This window comes from Streptococcus mitis subsp. hohhotensis (genome assembly GCF_000722775.1).
Classification (GTDB): Bacteria; Bacillota; Bacilli; order Lactobacillales; family Streptococcaceae; genus Streptococcus; species Streptococcus carlssonii.
This window is the reverse complement of sequence record NZ_JPFZ01000009.1, coordinates 192,475-213,675: the sequence shown is the minus strand read 5'-3', so window position 1 is coordinate 213,675 and position 21,201 is coordinate 192,475. Positions and strand designations below refer to the sequence as shown.

General features: G+C 40.3%; 16 protein-coding genes and 1 tRNA gene. 5 read left to right on the top strand and 12 right to left on the bottom strand.

The genetic code is table 11. The annotated features are described in order from the left end of the window. Positions 1-140 precede the first annotated feature (140 nt). The 4 genes from SK608_RS03770 to vncR all read right to left on the bottom strand — a co-directional run bounded on the left by SK608_RS03770 (position 141) and on the right by vncR (position 4,836). Positions 141-1,355, bottom strand: a complete 1,215-nt coding sequence (locus tag SK608_RS03770) for a Shedu immune nuclease family protein (RefSeq protein WP_033676713.1) — start codon at positions 1,353-1,355, stop codon at positions 141-143. A 477-nt stretch (positions 1,356-1,832) separates the two neighbouring features. Then, a complete protein-coding gene (locus SK608_RS03765; RefSeq protein ID WP_001019006.1) occupies positions 1,833-2,714 on the bottom strand; it encodes a class II fructose-bisphosphate aldolase in 882 nt (293 codons plus the stop codon). A gap of 140 nt (positions 2,715-2,854) precedes the next feature. After that, positions 2,855-4,183: a sensor histidine kinase VncS gene (gene vncS / locus SK608_RS03760; RefSeq protein ID WP_033676710.1), complete on the bottom strand. Its 1,329-nt coding sequence runs from the start codon at positions 4,181-4,183 to the stop codon at positions 2,855-2,857. After that, positions 4,180-4,836 carry a response regulator transcription factor VncR gene (vncR, locus tag SK608_RS03755; protein ID WP_033676708.1) on the bottom strand — a complete coding sequence of 219 codons (657 nt, stop codon included), beginning with the start codon at positions 4,834-4,836 and terminating at the stop codon, positions 4,180-4,182. The genes vncS and vncR overlap by 4 nt, the downstream gene beginning before the upstream one ends. 39 nt (positions 4,837-4,875) lie before the next feature. Between vncR and SK608_RS11645 the strand changes: the two genes are divergently transcribed. Continuing rightward, positions 4,876-5,112 carry a hypothetical protein gene (locus SK608_RS11645; protein WP_033676707.1) on the top strand — a complete coding sequence of 79 codons (237 nt, stop codon included), beginning with the start codon at positions 4,876-4,878 and terminating at the stop codon, positions 5,110-5,112. Positions 5,113-5,242: 130 nt separating this feature from the next. On the opposite strand, the gene SK608_RS03745 is transcribed toward SK608_RS11645, so the two are convergent. The 4 genes from SK608_RS03745 to SK608_RS03730 all read right to left on the bottom strand — a co-directional run bounded on the left by SK608_RS03745 (position 5,243) and on the right by SK608_RS03730 (position 12,276). Continuing rightward, positions 5,243-8,560, bottom strand: a complete 3,318-nt coding sequence (locus SK608_RS03745; protein WP_033676705.1) for a LysM peptidoglycan-binding domain-containing protein — start codon at positions 8,558-8,560, stop codon at positions 5,243-5,245. Between the two features lie 348 nt (positions 8,561-8,908). After that, positions 8,909-10,288, bottom strand: a complete 1,380-nt coding sequence (vex3, locus tag SK608_RS03740) for an ABC transporter permease subunit Vex3 (protein WP_000903008.1) — start codon at positions 10,286-10,288, stop codon at positions 8,909-8,911. A gap of 50 nt (positions 10,289-10,338) precedes the next feature. After that, entirely contained in the window at positions 10,339-10,986 is a 648-nt protein-coding gene (gene vex2, locus SK608_RS03735) for an ABC transporter ATP-binding subunit Vex2 (protein WP_000173751.1), read from the bottom strand. Positions 10,987-10,998: 12 nt separating this feature from the next. Further along, the gene (locus SK608_RS03730; RefSeq protein ID WP_033676702.1) at positions 10,999-12,276 is read right to left on the bottom strand and encodes an ABC transporter permease; all 1,278 of its coding nucleotides are present in this window, start codon (positions 12,274-12,276) and stop codon (positions 10,999-11,001) included. A gap of 202 nt (positions 12,277-12,478) precedes the next feature. Here SK608_RS03730 and SK608_RS03725 point away from each other — a divergent pair, with 202 nt between their 5' ends. Further along, a complete protein-coding gene (locus SK608_RS03725) occupies positions 12,479-13,735 on the top strand; it encodes an ISL3 family transposase (protein ID WP_033676700.1) in 1,257 nt (418 codons plus the stop codon). A gap of 97 nt (positions 13,736-13,832) precedes the next feature. Here the strand turns inward: SK608_RS03725 and SK608_RS03720 are convergent. The 4 genes from SK608_RS03720 to cshA form a co-directional block, all read right to left on the bottom strand. Further along, positions 13,833-13,918, bottom strand: a tRNA-Leu gene (locus SK608_RS03720). Between the two features lie 80 nt (positions 13,919-13,998). After that, positions 13,999-14,574, bottom strand: coding sequence for a cysteine hydrolase family protein (locus SK608_RS03715; RefSeq protein ID WP_033676698.1), 576 nt, complete (start codon positions 14,572-14,574; stop codon positions 13,999-14,001). Further along, positions 14,574-15,362, bottom strand: a complete 789-nt coding sequence (codY, locus tag SK608_RS03710) for a GTP-sensing pleiotropic transcriptional regulator CodY (RefSeq protein WP_000940740.1) — start codon at positions 15,360-15,362, stop codon at positions 14,574-14,576. The genes SK608_RS03715 and codY overlap by 1 nt, the downstream gene beginning before the upstream one ends. A 278-nt stretch (positions 15,363-15,640) precedes the next feature. After that, entirely contained in the window at positions 15,641-17,215 is a 1,575-nt protein-coding gene (gene cshA / locus SK608_RS03705) for a degradosome RNA helicase CshA (RefSeq protein WP_033676696.1), read from the bottom strand. A 329-nt stretch (positions 17,216-17,544) separates the two neighbouring features. On the opposite strand from cshA, the gene SK608_RS03700 reads away from it, so the two are divergent. The 3 genes from SK608_RS03700 (at position 17,545) to gatD (ending at position 21,191) form a co-directional block, all read left to right on the top strand. Further along, the gene (locus tag SK608_RS03700; RefSeq protein ID WP_033676693.1) at positions 17,545-18,861 is read left to right on the top strand and encodes an FAD-containing oxidoreductase; all 1,317 of its coding nucleotides are present in this window, start codon (positions 17,545-17,547) and stop codon (positions 18,859-18,861) included. Positions 18,862-19,065: 204 nt separating this feature from the next. Then, positions 19,066-20,409: a lipid II isoglutaminyl synthase subunit MurT gene (gene murT, locus SK608_RS03695; protein ID WP_033676691.1), complete on the top strand. Its 1,344-nt coding sequence runs from the start codon at positions 19,066-19,068 to the stop codon at positions 20,407-20,409. Next, positions 20,409-21,191, top strand: coding sequence for a lipid II isoglutaminyl synthase subunit GatD (gene gatD, locus SK608_RS03690; RefSeq protein ID WP_033676689.1), 783 nt, complete (start codon positions 20,409-20,411; stop codon positions 21,189-21,191). The genes murT and gatD overlap by 1 nt, the downstream gene beginning before the upstream one ends. The last annotated feature ends 10 nt before the right edge of the window (positions 21,192-21,201 follow it).

Here is a 21,201-nt window from a genome sequence, read left to right as displayed (position 1 = left end):
AGCACACCGAAAACACTTTAAATAGATTTTTATTCAAACGTATCATATAGGAAAGCTTCTTAAGTATTACTCTTTGTTCTTTGAAAAGAGTATAAAATGAGAGTAAAATTTATTTTTGGTTTGTCACATTATGCTTAATTCTATTTGTTTGAAATACCATTTTTTTTGAAGCGTTCCAAAATTCTTTCTAACATATCAAGTAGTTCATCATAACTAATAATATTAATAATATTGGAATACTGATTTTTCATAATCCGATATGTTTCTTGTTGTTCTACATTGAATCCATTTGTTCGGCCCATAATAATAATCCCTTTAACATTATTTATCTTAACCTCACTATTAAAACCCTTCTCTAGTAACTTATGTTTGATTTTTTGCACGTTAGCACTTGAATTTTCATGTAACTCTCGTAAATAATACTCAATCTGCATAGCTGTACCAGTAAATTCATGCGATGGAACATAGTGGTCTCTATATTTTGATTTTTTTAATAATCTCTTTTCTGGAGTCTTTATCTCTACAATATCAATATTATTAAATAGGTCAACTAAAACAAAATCAACCCTTCTACGATTACTTAATCCTACCTCATCGATTATAATTTGATACTGGGGATATATCAGTAACAGAATATCTAAAATTTTATTCTGCCACTCTTTTTCACTTATAATTTCCTCTTCAAGTATGTCCTTTAGCAAAGAAAGTGCATGAGTAAATTTGTTTATTTCTGCTTGAGTGACTTCATAATCTATTTTGGGTGAGAATAGTGTGTTAGAAGAGGGAATTCTAGTTGTTTTTTGGAGATGTTTTTCAAACTCATCATCATAGCTCTTTTTTAACTCAAAGAAGCCTTCAATTTTTTCAGCTACCAATTTATCAATATAATGTTTTACTGTTGTTGTTGTTGGAAATGAAGCAACAAGATTGTTATATTCTGTCCAACTGATTGAACTAACTTCTTCATTTATCGTATCATCAGGTAAAATATAAAAATCCTCATTTATCAAACTATCAATTTTCTTTAGAATAGATAACTGTGAAGGATATTTTAAAAAATGTTTATGCTTTAAATTATCAATTAGGCTAACGTCTATTCTAAATTTATGTTGTAAATCAAAAATCTCATTGTCAAAACAATAATAATTCCCCTCTAGTTTTCCAATCTTATATGCAATTCTATCCTCTACATCCTCATTCGAATCAACTAATTTTCCATTATTATTCAAGAAAAAGTAATTCCCTTTTTTAAGATAATATGTATATCTTGAACAATACTCCGCATCAAGAGTATACGTTCTATAATTAGGATAAATAACATATAATTCATCATTTACAACAATACAATCAGACATAATAAACTCCATTTCCAATGTTAACGATTTTTTTGATTATTATTAGTTTATAATGAAAAAGAATTGCTGTCAATAGCTTACCAACTTCATAAAAAATCTACATATAGAGTTCGTAAACGGAGAAGCAGTTCAAGGTCATTTCCTAATAAGTAAATATTAAAAACTATTTCCATAATTACATGAACTTATTGAGCAACTCTCCAACTTAATCCTAATTAATTTCATAGAATCGTCTAAATTATATCAACACCTATATAAAATGGTGACTAACATAATTCAAATATCTCAATCGCATAAAATGAATACAATGGAACGAATAGGAAGATTTAACATCTTGTCTCCTCAAATTGATTTTTTACAAGTATCATATTCTATAAAAAATAATTTCCTCTAGTTTAAAACAGAAATAATAGTTCCCTTAAAACACCAAAAAACCCACCCAATGGGCAGGTTTCTATTCTATATTATTCAGCTAGATTAAGCTTTACCTTCTGAACCGAATACGTCGATACGTTCTTCAACTGATGCTTGGATAGCTTTTACACCGTCAGCCAAGAATTTACGTGGGTCGAAGAGTTTTTTCTTGTCGTATTCTGCTTCGTTTGCTTCGTAGTCACGAGCAAATTTACGAGTTGCGTTAGCGAATGCGATTTGGCATTCAGTGTTAACGTTAACTTTCGCAACACCAAGTTTGATAGCTGCTTGGATTTGCTCATCAGGAATACCTGATCCACCGTGCAATACGATTGGGAATCCTGGAACAGCTTCAGTCAATTTTTGCAAGTGATCAAGGTGAAGACCTTTCCAGTTTTCTGGGTAAGGACCGTGGATGTTACCGATACCAGCTGCCAAGAAGTCGATACCAGTTTCAACCATTGCTTTAGCGTCTTCGATTGGAGCCAATTCACCATCACCGATGATTCCGTCTTCTTCACCACCGATAGTACCAACTTCAGCTTCTACTGATACACCATTTGCATGAGCAAATTCTACAACTTTACGAGCTTTTTCAAGGTTTTCTTCAACTGGAAGGTGTGAACCATCAAACATAACTGAAGTATAACCAACTCGGATACACTCAAGTGCATCTTCATAGTGACCGTGGTCAAGGTGGATAGCTACTGGTACAGTGATACCCATTGATTCAACAAGGTTAGCGATCAAGTTGCGAGCAACTTTGTAACCACCCATGTATTTAGCAGCACCCATTGAAGTTTGGATCAAAACTGGAGCTTTTTTAGCTTCTGCTGCGCGCAAGATAGCTTGAGTCCACTCAAGGTTGTTTGTGTTAAATCCACCAACTGCATAACCGTTGTCACGAGCTGCTTGGACAAATTTTTCTGCTGAAACGATTGCCATTTTATCAGGCCTCCTGTATATTTTTATGGGTCATCCCATTTACATTGTTCATTTTATCACTTTTTGACAAAAAAATCTAGTTTTTCCCGCAGTTTCGATTGAATTTCTTCTAGCTTCCTCTATGTAAACCCTTTCTATCCCTAGTCTTGGGCGACTTTTGGAAAAGCTATGTAGAAGGTTAAAAGATTCTCCGCCATCTCGAAACGATAGGGTAATTTTTCATGTTCTAATAGACTCTTAACCACAAAGAGCCCCATACCAGCCCCCTTGACCTTGCGACTAGCATTGTCAGAAAAAGACTGGGCTAGTTTTTCTTGTTCCTCAAGACTACAGCTATTTTCTATAAAAAGTTCCCCTTCTCTTTCTCCAATGCCAACTAAGCCGCCTGGAACAGAGTGCTTAATAGCATTGCTGATGAGGTTAGAAAGAATCAACTTCATAACTGATGGATTTAGATAAGCCTGCTGATGGGACAAGCTATTATCAATCTGAAGCTCTCTTTCCTTGGCTAGCAAGGCATAATCCTTAACCAGACTTTGCGTCATCTGGTGTAGGTCAATTTGTTCCCTATCATCTCGTAATTCCTGCACAGACGAGAGAGAAAGTATCTGGAGAACGTGGTGATTAAGCTCATCCACAATTCCCAAGGCAACTCCCAGATAGTGGTCTCTATCCTTATAGCGACCGACATTTTCTTTCATGTTTTCGATCAGGATTTTCAAACTAGCCAGTGGTGTTTTCAATTCATGAGAAGCCCCTCGTAGGAATTCGACCTTCATCTTTTCCAGCTGGAGAATAGCTTCATTCTTGTCATGCAAGTCCGCAATGACAGTCAAAAGATGCTGGTAGAGGCTATTGATTTGTTCCTTGAGATCACCAATCTCATCCTTAGAATCCACGCGCAATCGCACTTTGGCATCCAAATCCATCATCCGTCGGGTCACCCGCTTGATTTCCAAAATCGGGGCAACAATGGTCCGAGCATAGATGTAAGCCACCAAAAGTGAAATCAGAAAGGATGCCAGCAAGGTATAGGGAAGAAATTGAAGACTAATCTGCTCTGCTTCCTTTTGCAAGTCCATGGAAACTAGAAACTGGAGAGTCATGGTGCCACCGTCTTGCGTTTTCACCTCCCGTTCCTCAATAAAAAGCGAGGTAGTCTGGCGGTCTGTGTCCAGAGGAAGACTGTCCTTGACTTCTAACTTGTCCTCGGTCATCTCTCCCTTGACAGCCCCCTTGATATCACTAGTCTGGGAATATAGGTCTAAGACTTGCTCGATGATCTGCCTATCCTTCCCTTCTAGGGACTGGGCAATGGCTGTCGCTTTCTGACCAATGGTTTCCTGACGATGGCTCAGATAAGTAGACGGAAAAAGAAAATAAATAGCCAAATGAAGGCAAATAACCAGAACACTAAAAATCGAGAAGGTATATATAAATATCTTTGTAAATAAACCTGTTCGTTTCATTTTCGCTCCAATTTATAACCAACATTGCGCACAGTGAGGATACAATCCAAGTCTAGCTTTTTCCGCAGTTCCTTGATATAAACATCAATGACACGGTCAAAGGGAACCTCATCTGTCGCTTTCCAGACGGCATCGATTATCTGAGATCGAGTCAAGGCTCTTCCTTCATTTTTTACCAGATAGTCCAGAATTTCCAACTCTTTGGCATTAATGGCTACTTCTTGACCTGCAAGGCTGGCACTGTAGCTCTCAAAATCCACCTTGGCATCCTTATAGGAGAAGACTCGTCCCATATCATAATAGCGCTTGAAAATCGCGTCCACCCTCACTTTTAAGAGGGAGAGGGAGAAGGGCTTTTCCAGATAGCCATCTGCTAGCGAAGCAAAGGCACTCATCTTGTATTCTTCATCCTGAAAGGCGGTCAGCATCAAGACAGGAACCTGGCTGGTTTTGCGAATCTCAGCTAGGACTTCTAGACCATTGAGCTTAGGCATCTGGATATCCAGTAAAACCAAGGCTACCTCATAGCTAGAAAATTTTTCTAAAGCTTCTTGCCCATCTGCCGCCTCAATGGTTTCATAGCCACAATCCGTCAAATAATCGCTGATCCCCTCTCGGATCATCTCTTCATCTTCTACAATTAAAATTTTCATACTTTAACTGCTCTCTATTTTTTATTTTTCTTATACTCAATGAAAATCAAAAAGCAAACTAGGAAGCTAGCCGCAGGTTGCTCAAAGCACTGCTTTGAGGTTGTAGATAGAAGTGACAAAGTCAGCTCAAAACACTGTTTTGAGGTTGTGGATAGAACTGACGAAGTCAGCTCAAAACACTGTTTTGAGGTTGTGGATAGAACTGACGAAGTCAGTAACCATACCTACGGTAAGGCGACGCTGACGTGGTTTGAAGAGATTTTCGAAGAGTATTAGAATAAATACCTACTCTATTTTCTATTATAGCCTCTTACTGGCCTTTTGTCTGTAAGCAACTGACCACTAGATAAAACAAAGAGAGCCTATCGCTCTCTCTGCTTGCATTTCACTCTCTATAGAATGAAAATTATTTAGCTGCTTTTGAAAATGTTACAACGTAGTTATAATCTTTCCCATTAGATTGATATACATAGTCCTCTTTTAAAGTATAGCCTCGTTTGCTCAACTCTTCTTTCTTAGCATCAACTTGGCTCTTGACCGCTGCTTTCACCTGTTCATTTGTTGAACCTTCCGCAATTTCAAGAGAAGTTCCATTGATATCTCCTAGAAAACCTGCAATATCTTTCATTTTATCAAAGTTATAAAAAACATTGACTTTGACCTTTTGAGGAGCTGGCTGTTCTAGACTTCTACGATTTCTGCTAGCGCGTGGTTGAACTGCTGGAGCCATTCTGAACCCTGAAGTTCCTGTAGCCTCCTTAGTGAATGTAACGACGTAATTATAATCTTTCCCATTAGCTTGATAGACATAGTCCTCTTTGAAAGTATAGCCACGTTTGCTCAACTCTTCTTTCTTAGCATCAACTTGGCTCTTGACAGCTGCTTTAACCTGTTCATTTGATAAACCTTCCGCAATTTCAAGAGAAGTTCCATTGATATCTCCTAGGAAACCTGCAATATCTTTCATTTTATCAAAGTTATAAAATACATTTACTTTGACCTTTTGAGGAGCTGGCTGTTCTAGACTTCTACGATTTCTGCTAGCGCGTGGTTGAACTGCTGGAGCCATTCTGAAACCTGAAGTTCCTGTAGCCTCCTTAGTGAATGTGACAACGTAGTTATAATTTTTCACAGTAGTATCTTGTTCAAAAATAATGTCATTTTTCACATAATACCCTCTAGCAGCTAGGTCTTTTATCTTGGCTTGAATTTTTTCTTTTACTAATTCTTTTGCCTGTGCTTCACTCGTTCCAGCAGGAATTGTAACAGTGTTATCTTCTCCTGGGTCAGATAGGAAACCATGAATATCTGGCATTTCAGCGAAGTTATAGCTGATATTTACAGTTCCATCTGGTTCTGATGTTGAACGTGCTACTCTTCTTGCTCTTGCTTGAACTGATGGAGCATTTCTAAAACTTGAAGTCCCTGATGATGTTGTTTCTGGTTGTGGTTGTGCTGTTGGTGCTGATGAGTTATCTGTCCCTTCTGCTGAGGCTGGTTGCGTTGCTCCTGAAGGTGCTTCTCCTGAACCATGTCCTATTGCTGTACTACCACCTTCAATCGTAGTTCCATCATTACGTCCATTTGATAAATTATCTTTATCAAAATTTGGTTTTGTATATTTTTCACCAGATATTTCAAGAGAATTAATTATATTTTGATGTTTTTCTGTAAGTATTAATGCCTCTTCTTCATCTTTAGCATTTTTAATGTCATCTACTGCATTCTTTCTTAACTCATATAATTTTGCTTTTAATTTTTCTTTTTCATCTGAATTCTCAATCTTTTCAATTTCCGCTAATTTAATATTAACAACTGCGTCAATATTTTCTCTTATGCTATCCTGTTTAGTTTCCTCTAATAACTTTTCTTCTTCAGTTTTCGGTTCTGGAGTCGCTGGATCATCTACTTTTGGCGCTGGTGCTTCGGTTTTTGGAGCTGAAGTTTCAGGTTGTTCTGTAGTTTCCACATTTGAAGTAGTATCATCTGTTACTGAACTTGATGACTCTGAATTCCCTGATTCATTTGTAGCATCTGCAGATGGAGTATTGGAAGGTTCTGCAGTTGTTTCAGATTTACCTGTTTCTCCAGCTGGCTGTGTAGTAGAATTGGACTCACCTGAGGCAACCGGTGTTTCTTCACTTGGGGTTACCGGTGCTGGAGATACTGACTCACCCACCTTTGGTGCTGGCACCGCCGATTCCTCTGCTTTTGGTGCGGGTGCCACTGGCTCCTCTGCTTTCGGTGCGGGTGCAGCTGGTTCTTCTGTTTTTGGCGCCGGTGTAGCTGGATCATCTACTTTTGGTGCTGAAGACGCTGGTTCTTCTGTTTTCGGCGCCGGTGTAGCTGGCTCCTCTACTTTTGGCGCTGAAGACGCTGGTTCTTCTGTTTTCGGCGCCGGTGTAGCTGGATCATCTACTTTTGGTGCGGGTGTAGCTGGATCATCTACTTTTGGTGCTGAAGACGCTGGTTCTTCTGTTTTCGGCGCCGGTGTAGCTGGATCATCTACTTTTGGCGCTGAAGACGCTGGTTCTTCTGATTTTGGTGCTGGAGTCGCTGGTTCCTCTACTTTTGGTGCCGGTGTAGCTGGCTCCTCCACTTTTGGTGCTGGAGTCGCTGGTTCTTCTGATTTTGGCACTGGAGTCACTGGTTCTTCTGATTTTGGCGCTGGTGTCACTGGCTCGTCTGCTTTTGGAGCTGGTGCCGCTGGCTCCTCTACTTTTGGTGCTGGTGTAGCTGGTTCTTCCACTTTTGGTGCCGGTGTAGCTGGTTCTTCTGCTTTCGGTGCTGGAGACGCTGGTTCTTCCGCTTTTGGTGTTGGAGTCGCTGGTTCTTCTGCTTTCGGTGCTGGTGTCGCTGGCTCCTCCACTTTTGGTGCGGGTGTCGCTGGTTCTTCTGCTTTCGGTGCTGGAGCCGCTAGCTCCTCCACTTTCGGTGCTGGTGTCGTTGGCTCTTCTGATTTTGGCGCTGGTGTCACTGGCTCGTCTGCTTTTGGCGCTGGTGCCGCTGGCTCTTCCACTTTTGGCGCTGGTGTTGCTGGCTTCTCTTCTTTCGGTGCCGGTGTCGCTGGCTCTTCCGCTTTTGGTGCTGGAGTCGCTGGCTCTTCCACTTTTGGCGCTGGTGTTGCTGGCTTCTCTTCTTTCGGTGCCGGTGTTGCTGGCTCTTCCGCTTTTGGCGCAACTGAGACTGAGGTTTCTGATTTCGGTACTGATACTGCTGGTGTTTCCACAACTACTGGTGTCGTTTGTTTAACAGTAGTCCTTTGCTCCCCAGTCACAATATCTGTCTTTGTTTCAATTTCATAACTTTGACAGCTACCAGAATTATCAATCGACACTCGCTGTCTTTTGACTTCTGTATTTCCATCTTTTAGAAAAGCTTCTTCGCTAAAATACAATTTATTATTAGCAAAAATCAAATCTCTATTTGCAATACGATTTATCTCAACCAAACTATCAACAGATAGCCCCGTTGCTCCACTAATAGCACTTAGTGTATCTCCCCACTTAATTGTGTAGTGTGACAAATTGTTTATATTTTGAATATCAGCTTTTACTTCTGCAACTGTTCTGGCTACCCAAACACCATCTTGTTCATTAGCTGAAACAGTTGGAGCTAAAAAGCCCAGCCCCAATAAAATCACACCTGTCGCAACAATTGCACCGGTTCTCAATTTTCTAAAGCCACGTAGGGATAATGTCCCTCTAACATTTGTTTGTCTCATTGTTTTCCTCACTATTTTATATTTGTAAAAGGCAAAGTCAGCCACAGCAGGCTCATCTACCTTTGCAGTATGGATAGGTGTCTACAAGTTTTCTATTTATTTAAAAACAAATTATGGATAAATTTTTATGCATATTTGAATATAGAAATTGCAAATTATCCTTCCACTGAATTCAACGATTTTAGTATATCACATCAACCATCAAAAGTACAAAGAAAGCAACTGAAAGCAATGATTTTTACCACTGCTTTCGGCTCTATTTTGAATTGTTAAATAGCCATTCTCTATCCACCATTCTTGAATAGAAAAATAAGATGTAGTCTCTATTTTAGACTAATTTTTTCAAATTTATTCACTATCCAGCAAGAGCTCTTTTGGTTGTTTTCTTAGGAGATTGCTTGAAGCCAGCGCCATAACGAGAACCACTAGAACCAAGGCAAGGACAAAGACGATGATAAAGTCTGATGTCTGAATGGAAATATCTAGGCTCGACAAGGTCTTGCTAAAGCCATCTACCTCTGCACCACCACCAAGGTTAGAGGCTTGAGCAGCCTTGCTAGCTTGCTTGGCAACACCTGAAGTGACATTGGCAAGAACAGTATTTCCGATTGCACGCGCTGTGTAAGTAGCTAAGAAGTAAGCAGAAACAAGAGCAGGGATGGCAATCAAGATGGATTCAGTGATGAATTGACCCAAGATACTTGCCTGCTTGAGACCGATAGAGAGGAGAATACCCACTTCCTTGCGACGGGCATTGATCCAAAGGCTGAGCAAGAGGGCAAGGAGAAGGACCGAGAAGCTCAAGCTGCCCCAGAAGAGGAGGTTAGCCATCTTGTACATACCAGAGATGGATTGCTCAAGAGCTGGGTAGTTAGAGGAGCTCTTAACGAGTGTATAGCTCTTCCAGTTGATGCCACTGATACCATTCAACTCTTTCATAACATCATCCAAGTTCTTGTCCGCTGTTACAAAGAAGGTTGCGTCCCCATAAATAGCTGTGTCTTCTGTGTAGCCATAAAGCTTTGCAGCAGTGTGAATGTCTGTGATAGCTGTATTTTCATAGAGTTCTTGTGAGTAGGTTACTGCTGACTTATTATGACCATCAAAGAGTCCCTTGATTGTCACTTCGACTGTTTCCTTGGCTCCTTTTTCATTGTCTGCATCGTAGATATTAGAGTCTAGTTTGACCTTGTCCCCTACTTTCCAGCCGTGTTTGGCTGCCAAGTCCTTGTGCATGAGGATCTTGTCCTTGTCGTCGTTTGTTAGGTGCTCACCTTCGACCAGCTTATAAGAACCAGAGACAAACTTGTCTTCTTTAGAAGAGTCATTGACACCTGTAATCATCAAGCTACTTCCAAAATGTTTGGCACGGTCAGGTGTCAGATTTTTCTTGGTTTCTGGCGTTTCGATAAGTTCATATCCAGTCAAATCTCCGATAGCGTTGATACGTTTCACATAAGACTCAATGGCCTTGTTTTCGGTGATTTTTTTGATGTCCTCACCCTTAATATTCCCAGCACCACGTGGCGTCCCTTGATTGACGCGACGATTGATTTGCATGGAGAAACTGTTGGTGATATTTTTAAAAGTCTCCTGAGAAGCTCTGGTAGTTGCACCCTTGATTGACAAGCCGACTAAACTCAAGCTCGCCATGAGGAGAATAATCAGGAAGATGACAATCGATTTGAAAAACTTCCTTGTAACATAGGCAAATGCGTTGTGTAACATAGGTTCCCTTTCTAGATTTTGTTTTATAATTCTATCAAAACAAGCTCATCTTATTTTGTAGTATTGCGAGTTTCAGTCAGTTTCTTATCCTTCAATTCAAGTGTAATATCTGACGCTTGTGCCACTTCTTTGCTGTGGGTGACGACGATCACACATTTACCTGTTTTCTGGGCAAGTGATTTGAGCAGTTCAACAATATCTCCAGCAGTTTTAGGGTCTAGATTTCCTGTTGGTTCATCAGCTAGAATAACTGGAGCTTCTGAGACCAAACTACGAGCAATGGCAACACGTTGTTGTTGACCACCTGATAACTGGAGAACATTCCGCTTGATCTGACTTTCATCCAAACCAAGCTCAAGCAGCGTATCCTTACTTGCCTTTTTATTGACCAAGCGGATATTTTCCAGTGGAGAAAGATAATCTATCAAGTTATAATTTTGAAAGACCAGGGAAATATGGTGCATACGATGATAAGAATAGCCCTTCTTACGAATGTCCTCTCCTTGGAAAAGGATAGAACCTTCAACAGGACTATCTAGACCAGCCAGTAGAGACAAGAGTGTGGATTTTCCTGCTCCTGACTCACCAATAATACTGTAAAATTTCCCGGGTTCAAAATTATAATTGATCTGATATAGGACTGCCTCAGCAGTGTTCTTATAACGGTAGGTAACATCTTGTAATTGTAATAAAGTCATGATTTCTCCTTCTTAACTAATAGATGATAAAATTTCTTTAGGCGATTTTCTAAATAAGAATAGGAAACAAAGAGCTACAGATAAGCAACTAAGCAGAACTAGAAAAACATAGGATTCTGCAAAAGATAAGATACTGGTTGATAAACTGCTTGCTTTAGCTAGAGTGTCTTGTAGGGCTGCCTGATCTCCACTTGCTAGTAGTGTTTGGAGTAGGTAAGATGTGATTGTGTTTCCTGCAATAAATGCTGGAAGCAAAGCACCGAGAGATACCAAAACTACCTCTAAACAGAATTGTAGGAAAATCGAGCTCTTTCCTTTTCCAAGTGCCAGTAAAATTCCCACTTCGTAGACCCTTTCTCTCAACCAGAGAGACAAAACAAGAATTAAGGCCCCTGCTCCTGCTATCAACATCCCATAAAGGAAGATGGTCAGAAAGGTTTGGAAGGTAGCAACTGAGTCTTTGATTTGTTCAAAAGCCTTGTTCTCCTTCTCAACTTGATATCCTTGATTTTCCAAGGCCAAGTTTTCTACCTGCTTCATGAGTCCGTCCATTTCCTTAGGATTTTCTACATAGAAGCGTGCTGCACTGACTTGAGCTTCACTATTTCCCAAAAGGCTTTGGCAACTTTCATAGTCTGTAAAGACCTGGTTTTCACTGAAGTCGGAAGACAAGCCCGTGAATTTCTCTTGTTTTTTACCAGAAAAGATGCCGACAATTTCAAACTCAACTGTTTGCCCTTTTCCAGCTTCTGACTGACCAGCATCCAAGCGAATCTTGTCATGAAGCGAAAGACCGTTCTTCTTAGCCAACTCTTCGTGGATGAGAATTTTCTTTGAATCTCCTTTTTGAAGGTGTCGCCCTTCTTTTAGATTGAAAGCCGAGCTGGTAAAGGTCACATCCTTAGATGAATCATCCAGAGCCGTTAAGCTAACCAGGTTCTTGTCCGTAGCTGACAAATCATCACGTTCAACGCTCTGCTCGCCACTCACTGCTTCCTTTTCTTTTAATTTTGCGATAGTCTCGAGTTCAGGAGAGACATTTTCCAGTCCCTTAATCTTGCTTACAGATGCTAGGTCTGACAACTTGAATGTCTGCCCATTTTCTATCTTCTTAATCGAAAAAGATGTATTGAGTGATTTGTAAAGATTGGTTTCCACTGTTTTGTTGGACTTCATCAGCGTCAAACAGGCTGAAATTCCGGCCAATAGGACCAATAAAATCAGAAATAAAATAAAACTTCTCAGTCGTTTTCTGCTGACATAAGCCCAAGCTCTTTGGATTGGATTCATTTGTCACCTCCATATTTGTAAGACTATTATAAAACCCAAATATGAAATGTTTATGAAATACGAAAAAGAGCAAAAATTTTGGCTCTATAATATTTGTAGTGGGTAACCCCCTATGGATATTATGGAGCCTATTTTGTGTAGAAAAAAAGTCCCATATGACCTATAATGAAAAGCGATCAAACAACTCATTAGAAAGAATCATATGGAACAATTACATTTTATCACAAAACTACTCGATATCAAAGACCCTAATATCCAATTTATGGATATCATCAATAGGGATACATACAAAGAAATCATCGCAAAACTAGACTACGATGCTCCATCTTGTCCTTATTGTGGAAGTCAAATGAAAAAATATGACTTTCAAAAACCGTCTAAGATTCCTTACCTCAAAACGACTGGTATGCCTACTAGAATTCTTCTGAAAAAGCGTCGTTTCAAGTGCTATCATTGCTCGAAAGTGATGGTTGCCGAAACCTCTCTCGTCAAGAAGAATCATCAAATCCCTCGTATTATCAACCAAAAAATTGCGCAAAAATTGATTGAAAAGTCTTCTATGACCGATATCGCTCATCAGCTGGCCATTTCAACTTCAACTGTTATTCGCAAGCTCAATGACTTCCGTTTTAAGCATGATTTTTCTCGTCTGCCTAAGATTATGTCCTGGGACGAATATGCCTTTACAAAGGGAAAAATGAACTTCATTGCACAAGATTTTGATAACCTCAATATCATCACTGTTCTTGAAGGTAGAACACAGGCTGTCATCCGAAATCACTTTCTTCGATACGATAGAGCCGTCCGATGTCGCGTCAAAATCATTACTATGGATATGTTTAGCCCTTACTATGACTTGGCTAAACAGCTTTTTCCGTGTGCTAAAATCGTTCTTGATCGCTTTCACATTGTTCAACACTTAAGTCGTGCTATGAGTCGTGTGCGTGTCCAAATCATGAATCAGTTTGAGCGAAAATCCTATGAATACAAGGCTATCAAGCGCTACTGGAAGCTCATCCAGCAGGATAGTCGTAAACTCAGCGATAAACGTTTTTATCGCCCTACTTTTCGTACGCACTTGACCAATAAAGAGATTCTTGACATGCTTTTGAGCCATTCAGAGGACTTGAAACATCACTACCATCTCTATCAACTCTTGCTTTTTCACTTTCAGAATAAGGAACCGGATAAATTTTTCGGGCTCATTGAGGACAATCTAAAGCAGGTTCATCCTCTTTTTCAGACTGTCTTTAAAACCTTCCTCAAGGATAAAGAGAAAATTGCCAACGCCCTCCAACTACCCTATTCCAACGCCAAACTGGAAGCCACCAATAATCTCATCAAACTTATCAAGCGCAATGCCTTTGGATTTCGGAACTTTGAAAACTTCAAAAAACGGATTTTCATCGCTCTAAATATCAAAAAAGAAAGGACGAAATTTGTCCTTTCTCGATCTTAGCTTTTCATCAACCCACTACAGTTGACAAAGAGCAAACATTTTTTGCTCTACTTGAATTAGATAAAAAGAGAGCTAGCCTAAGCTAACTCTTATCCTATGCGGAGAGAGGGACTTGAACCCTCACGACCTAAAGCGGTCACAGGATCCTTAGTCCTGCGCGTCTGCCAATTCCGCCATCCCCGCGTCGATTACTTTACTAGTATATCAACTTTTAGGATGCTTGTCAACACTTTTTTTCAATTTTTTTCATTTCATCAACCAAATTACTCTGAAATTTCATTTAGAGTTTCATCTACTAACTTAGCTCCGAGTGTATTTTTGAAATGACCTAGGGCAAATTGATGATTTTCAGGCCAGATGGAAGCAACAGCTGGTTTAACAATCTCGATATCATATCCTAGATTATAGGCATCTATAGCTGTATGCAGGACACAAATATCCGTCAAGACTCCTGTTAAGATAACTGTAGAAATTCGACGTTCTCTCAAACGGATATCCAGGTCAGTCCCTGAAAAAGCTGAGTAATGGCGTTTATCCATCCAAAAGACACGGCTGTCTGAACCATGTTCTTGATAAAAGGTCCCCAAATCTCCGTATAAATTCCGTCCACTAGTCCCAATCAAATTATGAGGAGGAAATAGTTTACTTTCTGGATGAAAACAATCGTTTTCTTCGTGAGCATCAATGGTAAAGAAGATGTAATCTCCTCGTTCAAAAGCTAATCGAGTTACCTTGCTGATGGCATCCGAAATCGCCTGAGCTGGAGCACCTGCTGTCAGCTTCCCACTATCAGCAACAAAATCTTCTGTATAATCAATCGAAATTAAAGCCTTAGTCATTAGTAATCTCTTTTCTTCACTTCTTCAAAAATATCTGAAATCAAGACCTTAAGGTAGGTTCCCTTCATTCCAAGTGAGCGACTTTCAATAATCCCTGCGGACTCAAGTTTACGAAGGGCATTGACAATCACAGAACGGGTGATTCCGATACGGTCTGCAATCACTGACGCAGTCAACTGCCCTTCATTTCCATTTAATTCCCCTAAAATTGCTGAAACAGCACGGAGTTCGGAGTAAGAAAGGGTATTAACCGCCATGGTGACGGCAGTACGGCGACGGATATTTTTCTCATCTTCTTCTCGTTGGAAGTTAAGAAGCTGAATCCCAACAACGGTACTGGCAATCTCAACAAGGATCAAATCCTCATCTTCGAATTTTTTATCATTGCGCCAAATAATCAAAGAACCAAGGCGAATACCTGATACATGAATCGGTGCAATGGTTGTCAAGCCATCTGGAAAATCCGAACGACTCTCTACAGGGAAAATACTCAAATCATGATCAACTGTCAGATTGGCTTCTGTATCGTAGATCATATTCGCACCTTGAATGTAGTCATCTGGGAAAATCTTAGTTTGGAAGAACTGCTCTACACGATCTGTATTGGTTTTGTAACGCATGAAATAACCAAGGAGACGTCCCTTGCTATTGACGATACAGGCGTTACAGTCAATAATATCTGCCAATTGACGGGTAATCGCATTGTATGGAAGTTCTTCCTGCAACTGCTCCTCTGAGCGCTTCAGGATAGAAGTAATTTTTCTAGTTTTTTCTAATAAATGTGCCATTTTTCACCTCGAATTTAATCGCTATCATTATAACATAAAAAGCTTGAATTTTCAATTATTATCTGAAAATTGCTTATTTAATTGCAATTTAGACTAGCTGAAATATTTTAGAAAAATATATTTTTATCATTGACAAACTAATTTATTTTTGATATTATATTGTCATAATAAGATAGATGGATAATACCTTTCCATTTCACCTATCCTTTGCTATCACCATCTTCTTTCACCCTTGGTCTCCTTATATAAAAAAGCGATTCATTTTGAACCGCTTTTTCTTATTTATCGCCCTTGTTACGAATAACAAAGCCTGTTTGCTTTTCACTTGAAGTAGTGCGTGGTTTTTTATTATCCTTACGGTAACGTTTTTCCTTATCAAAACGATCATTGCCACGACTTCCTTTTTTGAAATCATCACGACGACCATTGCCACGGCGATCACGGTCTCGACGGTCATCCCCACGACGGCCTCCACGACCTCCCTTAGCTTTACCACCGAATCCATTACCTGATGGCTTAAATGGCAGTGGTTTTTCACGTGCAATCTCCACTTCAGGAAGACTATCTGGGTCTTGAACAGTCAGACTCAAGATATACATTGCCAATTCTTCTGGAGTAAATTCGGCAGCTAGCTTACGAGCATCCTTATCAAATTTCTCAAAGTTGGCACGGATAGTCTCATCTGCAAAATCACGTTCAATTTTCTTGAGAGCTACGTGTTTTTTAGCTTGGAAGGCTTCTTCTGCACTTGCAGGTTTGAGGCCTTTCATGCGTTTCTTGGTCAAATTCTCAATGATTTGGAGGTAGCCCATTTCATTTGGTGAAACGAAAGTAATCGACTGACCTGACTTACCAGCACGACCTGTACGACCGATACGGTGAACATAACTTTCAGGATCTTGTGGAATATCGTAGTTATAGACATGGGTCACACCTGAAATATCCAAACCACGCGCTGCAACGTCTGTCGCAACCAAAACATCAAGATTACCATTTTTAAAGTCACGAAGGACACGAAGACGTTTGTTTTGGTCTAAATCTCCATGAATTCCTTCTGCACGGAAGCCACGGATTTTCAAACCACGAGTCAATTCATCTACACGGCGTTTTGTACGCCCAAATACGATAGCAAGTTCAGGCTGTTCCACATCCATAAGACGAGTCATGGTATCAAATTTTTCTTGTTCTTTAACACGAATATAGTATTGGTCAACCAATTCTGTTGTCAATTCCTTAGCAGCAATCTTGACATGTTCAGGTTCTTTCATAAACTTAACGCCGATACGTTTGATGGCATCTGGCATAGTTGCTGAGAAAAGTAAGGTTTGACGGCTTTCAGGGACACGGGAGATGATAGCTTCAATGTCTTCAAGGAAGCCCATGTTGAGCATTTCATCCGCTTCGTCAAGGATAAGAGTTTCAATATCTTGTAATTTCAAGGCCTTTCGTTTAATCAAGTCCAAAAGGCGACCAGGTGTTCCCACCACGATATGGGCACCAGATTTAAGAGCCTTAATTTGTTTTTCAATGCTTGATCCACCATATACTGAGCGAACCTTGACTCCCTTACTGCGACCAAAGCGGAAGAGTTCTTCTTGACTTTGGACAGCGAGTTCACGTGTTGGAGCGATAACCAAAGCTTGGATGGTCGCTTCTTCTGTACGGATTTTTTCAAGGGTAGGCAAGCCAAAGGCTGCAGTTTTTCCTGTACCAGTCTGAGCTTGACCGATAACGTCCTTACCTTCAAGAGCCAATGGAATGGTTTGTTCTTGGATAGGACTGGCTTCTACAAAACCAGCTTTTTCAATCTCTGCTAGCAAATCAGCAGACAAGTTTAATTCATTAAATTTCACGTTATTCTTCTTTCTAAAGGTGGTGCGAAGCCACCCTATAGGGCTTAGTTTATACTTTTCTTTTTATGACGTATTTTCATATACTGGATATAAAATCGTGTTGCTTCTTTTCCACAAAAGAAAAGTACTGTTTTCTTTGCAACCTATCTAGTATAACACAAGAACAGAGCAAAAGATAGCCCAATCCATCGATAATATCATGTAAACGATTTTTCTGAGAAAGTAAGGCTATAATTTCCACTATTTCATAAACTTTTTTAAAGCGTAGCAGAATTGTGCAAAAGTTTTTTTCTTGTGCTAGAATGAAATTCGAATAGGAGGAACTCTAAATGTTAACTTATGATTTAATCGTTATCGGATTTGGTAAAGCTGGTAAAACACTAGCAGGTAAATTGGCTTCAGCTGGCAAAAAAGTTGCCCTCGTTGAACGTAGCAAAGATATGTACGGTGGAACTTGTATCAACATTGGTTGTATCCCAACTAAAACTTTGCTAGTTGCTGCTGAGAAAGACTTGTCTTTTGAAGAAGTGATTGCTACCAAAAACACTATCACTGGTCGCCTCAACGGTAAAAACTATGCTACTGTTGCTAGTACAGGCGTAGATATCTTTGATGCGGAAGCTCACTTCCTTTCAAATAAAGTCATCGAAATCCAAGCTGGTGATGAAAAGAAAGAACTGACTGCTGAAACAATCGTCATCAACACTGGTGCTGTTTCAAACGTCTTGCCAATCCCTGGACTTGCTACAAGCAAAAACGTCTTTGACTCAACAGGTATCCAAAACTTGGACAAATTGCCTGAAAACCTTGGTGTCCTTGGTGGCGGAAACATCGGTCTTGAATTTGCTGGCCTTTACAACAAACTTGGAAGCAAGGTCACAGTCCTAGATGCCTTGGATACTTTCCTTCCTCGTGCAGAACCTTCCATCGCAGCTCTTGCTAAACAATACATGGAAGAAGACGGTATTGAATTGCTTCAAAATATCCGTACTACTGAAATCAAAAATGACGGTGACCAAGTCCTTGTCGTAACTGAAAACGAAACTTACCGTTTCGATGCCCTTCTCTACGCAACTGGACGCAAACCAAATGTAGAACCACTTCAACTTGAAAATACAGATATTGAACTAACTGAACGTGGTGCTATTAAAGTAGACAAACATTGTCAAACAAACGTTCCTGGTGTCTTTGCAGTTGGGGATGTCAACGGTGGCCTTCAATTTACTTACATTTCACTTGATGACTTCCGTGTTGTCTACAGCTACCTTGCTGGAGATGGCAGCTACACACTTGAAGACCGTCTCAATGTACCAAACACTATGTTCATCACACCTGCACTTTCACAAGTTGGTTTGACTGAAAGCCAAGCAGCTGATTTGAAACTTCCATACGCTGTTAAGGAAATCCCTGTTGCAGCAATGCCTCGTGGTCACGTAAATGGAGACCTTCGTGGAGCTTTCAAAGCTGTTGTTAATACTGAAACAAAAGAAATTCTTGGAGCAAGCATCTTCTCAGAAGGTTCTCAAGAAATCATCAACATCATCACTGTTGCTATGGACAACAAGATTCCTTACACTTACTTTACAAAACAAATCTTCACTCACCCAACCTTGGCTGAGAACTTGAATGACTTGTTTGCGATTTAAGTTGAGATTTAATCATATCGAACAGCCCTCTGAGGGCTGTTTTCATTTCTACGAAATCTCATACTCTTCGAAAATCAAATTCAAACCACGTCAGCTTCACCTTGCCGTACTCAAGTACAGCCTGCGGCTAGCTTCCTAGTTTGCTCTTTGATTTTCATTGAGTATCAAATCTGTCTTTTCCCTCTTTTATGATATAATAGAAACATGAAATTAAAAACTACTTTTGGCCTTCTTGCCGGGCGTTCTTCCCACTTCATTTTAAGCCGTCTTGGCCGTGGAAGTACGCTCCCAGGAAAACTCGCCCTTCAATTTGATAAAGATATTTTAAAAAAACTAGCTAAGAACTACGAGATTGTCGTGGTCACTGGAACCAACGGAAAAACCCTGACAACTGCCCTCACTGTCGGCATTTTAAAAGAGGTTTATGGTCAAGTTCTGACCAACCCAAGCGGTGCCAACATGATTACAGGAATTGCGACAACCTTCTTAACAGCCAAATCTTCTAAAACTGGGAAAAATATTGCCGTCCTTGAAATTGACGAAGCCAGTCTATCTCGTATCTGTGACTATATCCAGCCAAGCCTTTTTGTCATCACGAATATCTTCCGCGACCAGATGGACCGCTATGGTGAGATTTACACAACTTACAAGATGATTTTGGATGCTATTCGTAAGGTGCCTACTGCCACTGTTCTCCTTAATGGAGACAGTCCACTTTTCTACAAGCCAGCTATTCCAAATCCTGTAGAGTATTTTGGTTTTGACTTGGAGAAAGGACCAGCCCAGCTGGCTCACTATAATACAGAAGGGATTCTCTGTCCTGACTGTCAAGGCATCCTCAAATACGAGCATAATACCTATGCAAACTTGGGTGCCTATATCTGTGAAGGCTGCGGATGTAAACGTCCTGATCTCGACTATCGTTTGACAGAACTAGTTGAGTTGACCAACAATCGCTCTCGCTTTGTCATTGACGGACAAGAATACGGTATTCAAATCGGTGGTCTCTACAATATCTACAACGCCCTAGCTGCGGTTGCCATCGCCCGTTTCCTTGGTGCAGATTCACAACTAATCAAGCAAGGATTTGATAAGAGCCGTGCAGTCTTTGGACGCCAAGAAACCTTCCATATCGGTGACAAGGAATGCATCCTTGTTTTGATTAAAAATCCAGTCGGTGCAACCCAAGCTATCGAAATGATCAAACTAGCTCCTTATCCATTTAGCCTATCTGTTCTCCTCAATGCCAACTACGCTGACGGTATTGATACCAGCTGGATCTGGGATGCTGATTTTGAACAAATCACTGACATGGACATCCCTGAAATCAACGCTGGCGGTGTTCGCCATTCTGAAATCGCACGTCGTCTACGAGTAACTGGCTATCCAGCTGATAAAATTACTGAAACAAGTAGTCTGGAACAAGTTCTTAAAACCATTGAGAACCAAGACTGCAAGCATGCTTATATTCTGGCTACCTATACTGCTATGCTTGAATTCCGCGAACTCCTGGCTAGTCGTCAGATTGTTAGAAAGGAGATGAACTAATGGTTTATACTTCACTTTCCTCAAAAGCTGGCAATTACCCCTATCAGCTCAATATTGCCCACCTCTACGGAAATCTCATGAATACCTACGGGGACAATGGAAACATTCTCATGCTCAAGTATGTGGCTGAAAAACTAGGAGCCTATGTAACGGTTGACATTGTTTCTCTCCATGATGACTTTGATGAAAATCACTACGACATTGCCTTTTTCGGTGGCGGTCAAGACTTTGAACAAAGTATTATTGCAGACGACCTACCTGCTAAAAAAGAAAACATTGACAACTACATCCAAAACGACGGTGTGGTTCTGGCTATCTGCGGTGGTTTCCAACTATTGGGCCAATATTATATTGAAGCTTCAGGCAAACGCATCGAAGGGCTAGGTGTCATGGGCCACTACACCCTCAACCAGACCAATAACCGTTTTATCGGTGACATCAAGATTCACAATGAAGATTTCAATGAAACCTACTATGGATTTGAGAATCATCAGGGCCGTACCTTCCTCTCAGATGACCAAAAACCACTGGGTCAGGTTGTCTATGGAAATGGAAACAACGAAGAAAAGGTCGGCGAAGGGGTTCATTATAAGAATGTCTTTGGTTCTTACTTCCACGGGCCTATCCTCTCTCGTAATGCCAATCTAGCTTATCGCCTAGTCACTACTGCCCTCAAGAAGAAATATGGTCAGGACATCCAACTCCCTGCCTATGAAGATATTCTCAGCCAAGAAATCGCTGAAGAATACAGTGATGTCAAAAGCAAGGCTGACTTTTCTTAAACCAAGGAAA

Bases quoted from the DNA above. Each gene is read 5' to 3' on its own strand.
- SK608_RS03715 (WP_033676698.1), bottom strand. From the start codon at position 14,574: ATGACTAAGGCTTTAATTTCGATTGATTATACAGAAGATTTTGTTGCT.
- SK608_RS11645 (WP_033676707.1), top strand. From the start codon at position 4,876: ATGAAAATCAAAAAGCAAACTAGGAAGCTAGCCGCAGGTTGCTCAAAG.
- vncS (WP_033676710.1), bottom strand. From the start codon at position 4,183: ATGAAACGAACAGGTTTATTTACAAAGATATTTATATATACCTTCTCG.
- SK608_RS03765 (WP_001019006.1), bottom strand. From the start codon at position 2,714: ATGGCAATCGTTTCAGCAGAAAAATTTGTCCAAGCAGCTCGTGACAAC.
- gatD (WP_033676689.1), top strand. From the start codon at position 20,409: ATGGTTTATACTTCACTTTCCTCAAAAGCTGGCAATTACCCCTATCAG.
- SK608_RS03745 (WP_033676705.1), bottom strand. From the start codon at position 8,560: ATGAGACAAACAAATGTTAGAGGGACATTATCCCTACGTGGCTTTAGA.
- vex3 (WP_000903008.1), bottom strand. From the start codon at position 10,288: ATGTTACACAACGCATTTGCCTATGTTACAAGGAAGTTTTTCAAATCG.
- SK608_RS03725 (WP_033676700.1), top strand. From the start codon at position 12,479: ATGGAACAATTACATTTTATCACAAAACTACTCGATATCAAAGACCCT.
- codY (WP_000940740.1), bottom strand. From the start codon at position 15,362: ATGGCACATTTATTAGAAAAAACTAGAAAAATTACTTCTATCCTGAAG.
- SK608_RS03770 (WP_033676713.1), bottom strand. From the start codon at position 1,355: ATGTCTGATTGTATTGTTGTAAATGATGAATTATATGTTATTTATCCT.
- SK608_RS03730 (WP_033676702.1), bottom strand. From the start codon at position 12,276: ATGAATCCAATCCAAAGAGCTTGGGCTTATGTCAGCAGAAAACGACTG.
- vncR (WP_033676708.1), bottom strand. From the start codon at position 4,836: ATGAAAATTTTAATTGTAGAAGATGAAGAGATGATCCGAGAGGGGATC.
- murT (WP_033676691.1), top strand. From the start codon at position 19,066: ATGAAATTAAAAACTACTTTTGGCCTTCTTGCCGGGCGTTCTTCCCAC.
- vex2 (WP_000173751.1), bottom strand. From the start codon at position 10,986: ATGACTTTATTACAATTACAAGATGTTACCTACCGTTATAAGAACACT.
- SK608_RS03700 (WP_033676693.1), top strand. From the start codon at position 17,545: ATGTTAACTTATGATTTAATCGTTATCGGATTTGGTAAAGCTGGTAAA.